9 protein-coding genes are annotated in these 11,353 nt (G+C 60.5%); 4 read left to right on the top strand and 5 right to left on the bottom strand.

All coding sequences use genetic code 11. The annotated features are described in order from the left end of the window. Nucleotides 1–226 precede the first annotated feature (226 nt). Entirely contained in the window at nt 227–1,291 is a 1,065-nt protein-coding gene (locus B1756_RS18215) for a polyprenyl synthetase family protein (RefSeq protein ID WP_086889841.1), read from the top strand. A gap of 183 nt (nt 1,292–1,474) precedes the next feature. Here the strand turns inward: B1756_RS18215 and B1756_RS18210 are convergent, their stop codons facing one another. From B1756_RS18210 to B1756_RS18190, 5 genes are all read right to left on the bottom strand, one after another. Next, on the bottom strand, nt 1,475–2,569 hold the full coding sequence (locus B1756_RS18210) for a DUF5305 domain-containing protein (protein ID WP_086889840.1): 1,095 nt from the start codon (nt 2,567–2,569) through the stop codon (nt 1,475–1,477). Between the two features lie 35 nt (nt 2,570–2,604). Continuing rightward, on the bottom strand, nt 2,605–3,735 hold the full coding sequence (locus B1756_RS18205; RefSeq protein WP_086889839.1) for a signal peptidase I: 1,131 nt from the start codon (nt 3,733–3,735) through the stop codon (nt 2,605–2,607). A 28-nt stretch (nt 3,736–3,763) separates the two neighbouring features. Further along, complete coding sequence (locus tag B1756_RS18200) at nt 3,764–4,771, bottom strand: nitrous oxide reductase accessory protein NosL (RefSeq protein ID WP_086889838.1); 1,008 nt, start codon at nt 4,769–4,771, stop codon at nt 3,764–3,766. Beyond that, nucleotides 4,768–5,859, bottom strand: coding sequence for a nitrous oxide reductase accessory protein NosL (locus B1756_RS18195; RefSeq protein WP_086889837.1), 1,092 nt, complete (start codon nt 5,857–5,859; stop codon nt 4,768–4,770). The genes B1756_RS18200 and B1756_RS18195 overlap by 4 nt, the downstream gene beginning before the upstream one ends. Nucleotides 5,860–5,962: 103 nt before the next feature. Then, nucleotides 5,963–7,630: a nitrous oxide reductase accessory protein NosL gene (locus tag B1756_RS18190; RefSeq protein ID WP_228434411.1), complete on the bottom strand. Its 1,668-nt coding sequence runs from the start codon at nt 7,628–7,630 to the stop codon at nt 5,963–5,965. 311 nt (nt 7,631–7,941) lie between these two features. On the opposite strand from B1756_RS18190, the gene B1756_RS18185 reads away from it, so the two are divergent. From B1756_RS18185 to B1756_RS18175, 3 genes are all read left to right on the top strand, one after another. Beyond that, a complete protein-coding gene (locus tag B1756_RS18185; RefSeq protein WP_086890253.1) occupies nt 7,942–8,340 on the top strand; it encodes a hypothetical protein in 399 nt (132 codons plus the stop codon). Between the two features lie 220 nt (nt 8,341–8,560). After that, entirely contained in the window at nt 8,561–9,145 is a 585-nt protein-coding gene (locus tag B1756_RS18180; RefSeq protein ID WP_086889836.1) for a nitrous oxide reductase accessory protein NosL, read from the top strand. Nucleotides 9,146–9,209: 64 nt separating this feature from the next. Beyond that, nucleotides 9,210–11,153 (top strand): NosD domain-containing protein, encoded by a 1,944-nt coding sequence (locus tag B1756_RS18175; RefSeq protein ID WP_086889835.1) that lies wholly within the window; start codon nt 9,210–9,212, stop codon nt 11,151–11,153. Nucleotides 11,154–11,353: the final 200 nt, after the last annotated feature.

Raw genomic sequence — 11,353 nt, 5'->3', positions numbered from 1 at the left:
GTGGGAGTGGGGCTGTAAATGGGTTTCTATGTGCACGTTCGTGCATCCTGACGCTGGCTCGCAGGCACGTCGTGACGGTATCGTCTGGCGAGTTCCGAACCGTCTTCCTGTGAGCCACGACTGTACTCCGGAGCTATCGCACTCGAGCCCGGACACGTAATCGGTGCAACTGGTTTCCGGCACGACAAACTGAATCTTTTTCACGACGTATTGTCTCGGGACGGGTATGCGGGAGACCCTTGCCGAGTGGCGGCCGGCAGTCGACGAGGCGATCGCAGACCTCGTTCCTCGGGAGATCGACGCCGACTACCTCGAGACGTTCTACGGGGAGGCGACCTACGAGTACGATCCGGACGGGATCCAGCGAGCACTCGCAGATCCGCTCTGGGAGTTGCTCGACCGGGGCGGCAAACGCTGGCGCGCGGTGCTCTTTCTGGTCTTCGTCGAGGGATTCGGCGAAGATCCAGAAGAGTTCCTGCGCTACGCCTGCATTCCGGAGATCCTCCACAACGGGACGATCATCGTCGACGACGTCGAGGACGAAGCCTCGATGCGACGCGGCGGACCGGCCTTGCACCACGTCTTCAGCCAGGACGTCGCGCTCAACGCCGGCAACGCGCTGTACTTTCTGCCGCTGAAATTGCTGACGGCCGGACAGACTGACCTGCCGGACGATCGTCGACTGGCGGCCTACGAAATGCTCATGCACGAACTCAACCGGACCCACCTGGGGCAGGGCATGGACATCTGCTGGCACAACGAACGCGACGTCCGGGTCACCTCCGACCAGTTCCTCGAGATGTGCGCCTGCAAGACGGGCTGTCTCGCCCGGATCGTCGCCCGGCTCGCAGCGATCGTCACCGGCCAGCCCGAGAACGTCGAAGCGGCCGTCGCCGAGTACGCCGAACTCACCGCCATCGCGTTCCAGATCGGCGACGACATCCTCGACGTCGAAAACTCGCTCGGACGGGCCGGCGACTTCGGCAAGTCCTTCGGCAACGACATCCGAGAGGGCAAGAAGACCCTGCTGGTCATCCACGCCCTCGAGGAGAGTCCACCCGAGAAGGCCACGAGACTCGCGGAGATCCTTGCTGCCGACGGAAACACCGACGACGAGATTCTCGAGGCACTCTCGATCATCGAGGAGGCAGGCAGTATCGAGTACGCCCGTGAGCAGGCTCTCGAACTCGCCGCAGACGCTCGCGCCGCACTCGATGGCCTCGAGTTCGACGACGAGACCGACCGCAAGCTCCGTGAGTTTACGGAGTTCGTGATCGAGCGGGACGTCTAGTGACGGTCCAAGCGTCGACTGCTGCGTGAAATCAGTTGTGGACGCTCGATTTCACGCAGCAGCCGGCGTTTGGAACAGTACTCGAACGGATGCAAGCAGGGTCAAGTGATCGGCCAGCAGGTAGACGACCGACATCGATCTGATGTGACGGTTATCCTGAACAGGGAGACGCCAGCGGCGACGCTACCGTTCGTCCGCTGGAACTGCATCTGGTTCGGATTGGTTCCACGGCTCCGGCGGAGGGTGGTAAACGTACGTCCGGTCCCGGTCAGAGACGACGTACCGGTCACCATCTCGAGCCTCGAGAACGACCGAATCGATGTCGATTGCGAGGATCGCGAGTTCCTCGAGTGTCATGATTTCGGCGAACGAGAGGTCTCCAACTGGTAGCAAGTTCGCTCGCACGATTACGTCGTCGAACTCGGTACGGGAATCGCGGTAGTCGATCCATCGACGGTGGGCATTGGAGGGGGGATAGCGAATGATCCACAGGACGACGCCACCGACGACCACACCAAGTGTACTCAGGAACGGTCCGCCGACGGTGTAGATCGGACCTGGAGACTCGGTACTGGTGACTGTTGTGGTATCGGTTACCGGCTCGGTGAACGAGTCGTCACTGTCGAAACTGTACGTCGATTCGTCGATCTCGACGTCGATCTGGTGGTTCCAGGTTTCTGAAACCGGCTCACCCTCGACTGTCCCCTCCAGAGAGACGGTTACATCGAGTGATGGGTGAGTCTCTCCCGGACTGGCATCTAGTTCGTGTTCGATCTCGTCGATTCGTCCCTCGAGGTCGGTGACGTTGATCTCGAACGGTGCAGAGACGGTCTCACCCGGTTCGACGTCCGATTGTTCGACGTCGGCAAGCGGTTCGGAAATGTTCCAGTAGACGGTGTCGTCGTCGTCGACAGCCCGCACGTCGGCCTCGAGGTCGATGGTGACGGTGACGTTTTCGCTGCTCTCTGCGTCGTAGTCGACAGCGACGTCACCGTGTGTAGTCGGTGAGACCGATTGGTAGTAGAGCGGTTCGTCGGCCACCGTGGTCTCGTTGTCGTTCCCGTAGACTGTCGTGGGTTCGACGACGGTCGCACCGTGAGAGAGCGTTCCCGTCACCGTTAGTCGCTCGGTCGTCTGCTGTTTGACCACCTCCTCGGACGTTCCGTAAGCCGTGTAGGTTAGCCATCCCCCGAGGCAAAGCAGACAGACGGCTGCCAGTACCACGAGCTGTCGCCGGTCGAAGAGGCGAACGCGGGCGCGAAGCAGTGATTCGTTCATGTGCTATCCGTGGGTTTGAGTTGGGTGTAAGGGTATCATCGCCGACGAGTCGATTTGCTCAGGCTTCGCTGTCGTGTTCGGTTGCGGAGTGCTCGGACATCCGGCGAGCCAGCGACGACACGTCCGGTGACGTACGCTAGCCCACCGAGGGTGGTGACGATCGCACCAAACGGGACCCACGGGCTCCAGCCGTAGAGGGCGTCGATCACGTCTCGTGGGAAGACGTAGAGATACCGCCACTCGACGACCGTCCGGTCGTGATGGCCGGTTGTCTCTGGAATATCGAGGGTAACCGATGCGTGTTCGCTGTCACGCCCCGGGACAGTCGCCGAATCCGGAGTCACTGAGACGCCGTCGTCTGCCGGTTCGAGGTACGCGACGACCGGTGTAAAGCCGCTGTTGGCGACACGATAGGTCGTGTCGGCGTTTTCTCCGGGCTCGACGACGAGGTCGGCGTCGGGAGCAGGATCGGAGCTGACGACCGTGTACGTCTGGCTGCCGGCAGGAACGACCATCGCGGCCGAAGCGACGACCACAACGAAGAGTGCGAATGCGAGCGCCAGCCGGCGTGGATCGGGCTCGACGTCCGCAGACGGTGTGCGACGTGAACTCCGTTCGCGGACAGTCTCGAAGAGGTAACCGGCGACAGAGAGGACGAGAACGACAGACGGGAGTATGGACGCGTTCTGGAACTGATCGAACTCGAGCACGTCTGTGAGCCACGTCTGTGCGGTGACAGCAGCCGCCCCTGCCGTCGTTGCTACAGCGCCAAGACTGGGGATCGTGATAACCTCACCTCTGGCCTGCAGCGCCGTCGCAAGGACTGCATCGTCGGCGAGAGGGGGGTCGCCGCTCTCTTGATCGGTCACGGGATTTCCGTCACCCCGGGTGACGTACCCGGCTTCGGTCTCGTCGACGATACGGTGGGTGACCAGTCCGTCACCGTCGGGTGATTCGTAGACGACCACGTCACCCACGCCGACGTCACCGGCCAGTGGTTCGGGGATGGCGACGAATCCATCTCCAGCGTTGATCGTCGGTTCCATACTGTCTGACGTAACGTAGCCGAGCAAGATCGGGTACCCGAGTACTTGCCCGGCAACCAGCGAGACGAGTACGATCGCCAGCGCGAGGTGACCGAGCCGTGTGAGCATGCTCGTGCTCATTTGATCCTGAAACCCCCCCTCTTACCGTTCATAGTTGCTGATAGTCCGACCGAAACAGCTTTGCGGCGTTGTCGAGCTTCTCGAGGGTGACGATGTCGCCTTCGGAGACATCGTCCATGTCGACATCGTCGGGGAGTATCTCCAGTTTGCCTTCGACGTACGCGAGTGCATCGTCGTAGTCGGCAAAACAGGGTGGGCTCCCACCCGGCATCGGCGTCGTAAACTTCTGGAACGTCCGGCTGTCGAGGACGAAGTACCCCTCGCGCATGTCGATGTACTCCCCCCAGCCCGGATGGGCCGCCGAACTCCCGTCGGCCGGGTCGGGGTCGACGTCAGTGAAGTCCGGTGCCCAGATCGTCACCAGTTCGTGTTCGACGGTATCCTCGTGTTTGCCGTCGTAGCCCCGCTCTGACTCGTAACTGTCAGGGTCGTTCCAATACGCCACGGCGCACCCGATCGAACAGAACTCGATCCGAGTGCCGTCCGGATGTGTGCCCTGGGCAGCCCAGGGCTCGTACATCTCCGTTAGCATATTGCAGACCGGACAGATCTTCTCGTTGTCCGGCTGGTACCACTCGACCGGCGCGTCCTGTACGGTTACCGTGCCGTGTGACTCGTCCTCGATCGTCGCCGACGAGACCGTCCACTCGTTGTCGCCGAGCGAGATCCCACCCGTCTCGACGGTGTCGTAGGTTCCGGGAACTGTCACCGAGACGCGTTCCGTCTCGCCACTGGTAACCGGAACTCTCACAGTTTGCTCTTCGGTCCCGAGCGTGACAGTGATCGCCGTCTCGTGGTCCTTCTCGCCGCCGTGTCTCACCTCGAGGGAGAATTCGGCGTCGTCACGGACCGTCATCGTCGTCGGTACCTCGAGGACGTCGATCGATCCCGGGACCGAGAAATCGGGGGCGGTTGCGTTTGACCCGCTGTCATCACTCCCGTTGGAGTTGTGTTCAGTACTGTCGCGATCGAGACAGCCAGCGAGGGATGCCGTTGCCGCGAGTCCAGTACCGCAGACAAACGTTCGTCGGTTCATGCTTGGTACCCAGCTCTGTATAGCTTGCCGGCATCGCGATCTTCGAGGTCGTCGAGTTCGACAATATCGTCCTCGTCGACGTTACTCATATCGACCCCGGCGGGTAGGTTCGCCAGTTCGCCGTCGACGTACGCAACGGCGTCGTCGTAGGCGGCGAAACAGGGTGGGCTCCCCCCCGGCATCGGCGTGTGAAACTTGTAAGCCGTCTCGTCGTCGAGGACGAAATAACCCTCTCTCATGTCGATGAACGCCTCGTACCCCGGGTGAGTGTCGGTGTGATCGCTGAGTTCGACATCGGTGAAGTCGGGGACCCACAACGACACTAGTTCAGTCTCGAGCGTGCCCTCGTGTTTGCCGTCGAATCCGGACAGCTCGTGGTCTTCCGGGTGGAGCCAGTACTCGACGGCACAGCCGATCGCACAGAACTCGATTCGGCTTCCGTCCGCGTGGGTCGCCTGGGCGTGCCAGCCCTCGTAATGTTCGGTGTCCATCCCACAGACCGGACACCCCTTCATTCCATCCGGCTGGAACCACTCGACCGGCGCGTCCTCGATGACACACTTGCGTTCGTCGGAAACGGTGGCCCCCTCGAACTCACCCCTGACGGCGAACTCGTTCTCACCCAGTGAGAGTCCCCCTAATTCGAGGTTCTTGTACGCAGTCGGAATCTCGAACGCTACTGTCTCGCTGTCACCGGCATCGACGATCACCTCTGCACTGGGTGGGGAGTCCGGGTACTCGATGACGAGCTGACCCAGCTCCGGATCGCCGTCCGGCCCGTGGTCCGGGTACGTTCCGGCGTCAACCTCCGGGTCGACGTACTCGAGTTCGAGTACGACTGTCCCTGACTGTCGTTCGCCCGTGCCGTTTTCGACGGTCGCAGCGATCTCGACGGGGTCACGGACCTGTATGCTGTCCGGCGTGTCGGCCCCGATCGTGAGTTGGCCGGGCTCGGCCATCCCGGAATCGTCCGGATCGTCGGTCTGAGAGTCGTCTGGATCGTCGCGATCGAGACATCCCGCGACGGCGGGAACTGCGAGTGCGATACAACCGTTCCGGACGAACGTTCGACGATGTGTATTATCCATTTGCTGAATTTCGAAAAACGCCGATCACGGACGGAACACGGGCGAGGAAGCCACGATCAGCCTGTTCCGTCCGGCTGTGCGTCAACGACTCGTGAAGCCGAAATTACGGCAGCCTCCCGGCACGGTACAGATATCCAGCCTCGTGATCGGCGAGTTCGTCCAGTTCGACGATGTCGTCCTCGTCGACGTTACCCATATCGGTGCCGTCGGGAATGTTGTCCAGTTCGCCATTGACGTACGCGACGGCGTCGTCGTAGTCGGCAAAGCAGACGGGGCTGTGGCCCGGCATCGGCGTCCCGAACTTGTCGTTGGTCTCGTCGTCGAGAACGAAGTAGCCCTCTCGCATATCGATGAAGTGCTCGTACGTTTCACCGAGGTCACCGCCAGTGTGGTTGTCTCTCCCTTGTCGTTCGTCGATCTCGATGTCGGTGAAGTCGGGGGCCCAGATCGTCACTAGGTCCTCGGCTGCCGTGTACTCGTGGGCTCCTTCCCACGTCGTCCCACCTAACGACTGGTCGACGAAGTGCTCCGGATGGGTCCAGTACGCGACGGCGCACCCGAGCGAACAGAACTCGATTCGCGTCCCATCCGCATGGGTTGCCTGTGCGTTCCACGCTTCGTAGTGCTCGGTGTCCATCCCACAGACGATACACTCGAGCGCGTCATCGGGCTGGAACCAGAGTGCTGGTGCATCCTCGATCGTGAGAACGTCGCTTTCGCTTTCTGTCCCTCCGTCGAGATCGGCCGTAACCACGACCTCGTTTTCGGACAGCGTGAGATCTCCCATCTCGAGGTTTTTGTATGCGGCTGGAACCTCGAACGTTATGTCGTCGCTTTCTCCAGGTTCAACCGTGACGTCGGCTTCGAGGAGCTCCTGGGGATATTCACCACGGTCGATGTACATATACTCTGGGTCACCAACTGGGGCAGCGTCCGGGAATTCCTCGACGTCGACCTCGAGGTCGACGTCTAGCCCCTCGCCTGCATGGACGTGTTCCGTAAGGTCGAGCGTGACTGTTCCCGACTGCGTTTCATCGGTACCGTTGTTTACCGTCGCCGTTACTTCCGCGACCTCACGCGGCGTGATCGTGTCGATCACCTCAACCTCGAGGATTCCGTCCTCGTTTTCGGTGTCGTCCTCTCCATCATCGTCATCGCCCTCGTCCGGTTCCTCCTCACCGCTACCGCTGTCGTCCTCTCCATCATCATCGCCCTCGTCCGGTTGCTCCTCACCGCTACCGCTGTCGACGTCCGTGGTCTCGGCGACGAACCGCACGGTATGGGTGTCCTCGTTTTCGTCCGTGTCGGGGAGTGCATCTTCGACGGTGTCGTGACCGGTCGCATCGACCAGAACGGTGAACGTTTCGCTATTCTCCCCTGACGGGTCTTCGAGAGTGACGCCGTTGTCGTTACCGACGACTGTCTCATCAGCGACCCGGTAATCGAGAACGGCGTTCGCATCGTCGCCGAGCCACTCCTGATCCTCGACGTAGACGGTCACTGACTGCGTCCCCGTGTTCGTCACGCGAAGCAGGTCGTCGAACCGAATCCACTCGTTCGATCCGACCTCGACGTCGAGCTCGAGGGGATCTTCCGTCACGTACGCTCCCGCATCGCCTTCGTATTCGTCGTTGAGTTCGACGTGAAGATTACCATCACCCGTCTGAATCGAAACCCCGTGTTCAGTTCCGGCTGCACTGAACGCACCAGTGCCGAACAACAATCCAACCCCGGCCGCAGTCGAGCCGAGCATGAATTTCCGCCGTTGCATACTACCACACCCCGCCTGCGGGTGTGTGTGTTTCTGAAAGGCGATTCCGGAACGGCCAGCACGTGTCATGTTTCGACATGGTACGATAAAATATGCTGACGTTATAATCTAACAATTTGTGGTGCATTCGTAGAACAAACTAGTACAATCGGCAAAAATGTCGATTTCGTCAGCTGGTGGATTTCGGCTGACGAACCACAACAGATGGGTACCACCATCTTCGATAGTCACGTGATGGCGTGCCTACCCGCTGGAACGACCCGATGTCTGATCGTCGAGCGAGGGCGAACGAAGACAATGGGGCGATGCCGATGAGAGTGCGTCGACGCCGACTGTTTGCGGGTCTCGCTGGACTCTCGACACTTGCTCTCGTTACCGAAACCAATGGCATCTCGAGGCTCGGCGTCAGTCACGCCGCAGCCATCGGCACAGCCGACGAGACGGTCGCTTCGCTAGATCTCGACGAGGCGAACGGGACACTCACTATCGACTCCGACCTCGAAAACGCGACGGTAAAGCGCGTCGACGCCGACGAGATCACGTTCGACCCGGATCCGACTGGCGAACCCGTGCCCATCACCGCCGCCATCGAAACGAACGAACGTGAACGAATCGAAGACACCATCACTGTTTGTCTCGAGAACAAGAGCGTTCAGACGGCGGTCCAACAGCGAGTCGTCCTCGAGCGCGCCGACGACAGTAGCCACTGACGGCAGTGCACGCCCGGTCGCACGGCGGCCGCGGTTCGAGTGACGAGGGCACCGGGTCGAGTGGCCGGGGAGGCAACCCGTGAACTGTGGGCCGGTGTGGGGCCCGTTTCAGTTGGCACAACATCCCACGACCCTGACGCCGTCCGTTCACACGCCCGAAAACTGTCAATTCGTCTTGTAAACCAGAATACATAGGGGACGTAGGTTAGAACTTCGACATATGAGGTGGCGAAGACCGACTCGACGATCGCTCTTCCTGACGGTCGGTGCGGCGAGTGTCGGTGCGCTCGCTGGCTGTCTGACCGACGAGGGAGAACTACCCGCCCCGATCACAATTGACGCCGATCACAACTGTCCGGTCTGCAATATGGTAATCGTCAACCATCCTGGTCCAGCCGGACACGCCTTCTACCCGGACGATGCGGACATTCCAGATCAGGACGTGCAAGACGGTGTCGTTCCCTACTGTGCGAGCACGTGTGCTTACGAGTACGTTTTCGAGTACGAAGAGTACGGTGAGGATCCCCGGGTGATCTACCTGACCGACTACTCGAAAGTCGACTGGGAGATCTATCGTGACGGAGATGTCAAATACATCACTGCTCACTTCGAGGCCGACGTTCACACCGACGCGCGCGATCTCACGTTTGCCGTCGACAGCGAGGTTCTCGGCGCGATGGGTCAATCTGTGATCGGCTTTTCCGATCCGGAAGACGCCGAATCGTTCGCCGAGGAATATGGCGGTGACATCTACGACCACGATTCGATCACCAGAGAACTGATCGATAGCCTGGGGTTCGTGTAATCCTCACCATTATCTCCCTCATGCACCAGCACGATATCCCAACTCCCTCCGAGAGATACGGGCCATGCGGAACATAGTCCTCGCTTCAACCACGATCCTCGTCGTTATCGTCGTCCTCACGGGCGCTGGACTCTTCGTCGTCGAGGTCGAGACAACCTCGCCCGAACCAGTTACGTTCAGCGAAACAGTCACGATGGGCGTCTCCTTCGACGACGAAATCGACGATCCAGACGTCGAGCTCCCGCGGGCGCAGGTGTTCTATTCGCAGTATCGCTACGTCGTCGGCTATTACGGCGTCGAGCGGTTCGTCGACGCACAGCGCCAAGAAGGTCACGAACAGCGCTTTGGTTACCCACTCACAGTCTACGTAACCGATTACAGCGGGACCGAACTCGAGTTATCCGCTGAGGGATACCCACGTACCGACGACAGGGTGGACTGGACAGATGCCGAATCGGCCTGGTTCGTCGTCGACAGCGATGCTAGGGCACCCGACGGAGAGACGGCCGTCCCGTTCTCGAGTCGCGACGATGCCGAGACCTACGCGGCCGACTCCGGTGGGTCCGTAATAACGTGGGACGACCTCCTCGAGTACGAAATCGAACTCGAGGACGCTAGGACCGTTCGTGATCGAGTCGATAAGCGCCAGACCGATGCAGATTCCCTCGTCGAGCATCGTCGGGCAGTCGCCGACCGACCTGTAAAAACTGTCGTCGGAGAAAACGAAACGATACAGGAGGCGGTTTCCCGTACGCCGACAAACGGGACGGTCGTCGTCCCTGCGGGGACCTACGAAGAACTGGTCGAGATCGATCGGCCTGTCACTCTCGAGGGGAAAGGAGATGTGACGATTCGGGGCGATGGTGAGAGCACCGTCGTGATGATCAAGTCTCCAGATGCTGCTGTCCGGAACGTCGAGATCACGAACGTCGGCGATTCAGTTATGCCCGAAGAACAGGAGACCGTCACCGACGGCCCGAGCGAGGGTGGCGACACCGTCCTCGAAACGGCGTATGCCGGTGGTGACGCTGGCGTCTACGTCGACGATGCTCCTGGCGTCTTTCTCGAGAATATTTCGATAGTGACTCCCTCGAACGGTGTCATGCTCCGCGACAGCCCGAAAACGGTCGTCCGGAACGTCTCTGTCGACGGTGGCGAGGAGTGGGGGGATTCCTACATGGGTGTTATGTCGATGCGTTCTGGTGACGGTATAATCGAAGACTCGGCGTTCCGTGACGGCCGTGACGGTATCTACACCCATCGTTCACACGGGCTCGTCTTCCGGAACAACACGCTCGAACGAAACCGAATCGGCGTCCATCTGATGTTCACTGGAGAGACGGTAATCGCCGATAACGACATTCGAGCGGCCGAAGCGACGGGCATTCACGTCATGACGAACCCACATCAAAACGCGGTCGTCGGGAACCACGTCCGGAATAACCCGACGGGAATCCGAACCGAGGGATGGAACTCCTACGTTGCCGATAACGTTGTCGTCGATAACGGCCTCGGGATGACGACGGAGGCTGGCAACTCCATCTACGAGCACAACGTCATCGTCGGCAACGAGGTTGGGATCCGTGCGACCCACTACTTACCGGCCAACCGAGTCCTCGCGAACGATTTCGTCGATAACGACCGTCACGTGCAGGCACGCCGTGGGACGCTGCGAATCTGGACTCACGACGGCGTGGGTAACTACTGGCACGGGACAGTCGGTGACGTAGACGAGAGTTCGGCCGATGACGGCGAGCCAGTCGTCTTCAGTCGGTCTTACTCGGCGACAGATCCCATCGACAGCCGGCTTCACCGAAGTGGTGGGTCACCGACGCTCGCACAGGCACCTCTGTTTGACGAGCTGGCAACTCTCGAGGGCACCGTCTCCGGAATGCGCGAGGCGAGCGTCGTGGATACGGCCCCCCGCTGCACGCCAGCAAATCCCGGTCGTCTGGAGGCAGCGGGTATCGAGCCGGTGGAGTACGAATGTGGTGTGTCTCACCCCTAGCGGCGTTCAGTCCTATTTGCTCGATCAGCCCAGGTGCAGTCAACGGGTTTCCACCTCTGAGTCGACGCTTGGAACGGTACCAGAGCGGCCTCCCGGTCCCGGCATCTTCCACTCAAAGGTCTATCTCCCGGTTTCGGAGAGCAGCACCCACAGCGACAGCGCTCGGTGACTCCGATTGTCAGTCTGATTGATCCGAGAGA

Source organism: Natrarchaeobaculum aegyptiacum, assembly GCF_002156705.1.
Lineage (GTDB): Archaea > Halobacteriota > Halobacteria > Halobacteriales > Natrialbaceae > Natrarchaeobaculum > Natrarchaeobaculum aegyptiacum.
This window is presented reverse-complemented; position numbering and strand designations above follow the sequence as displayed.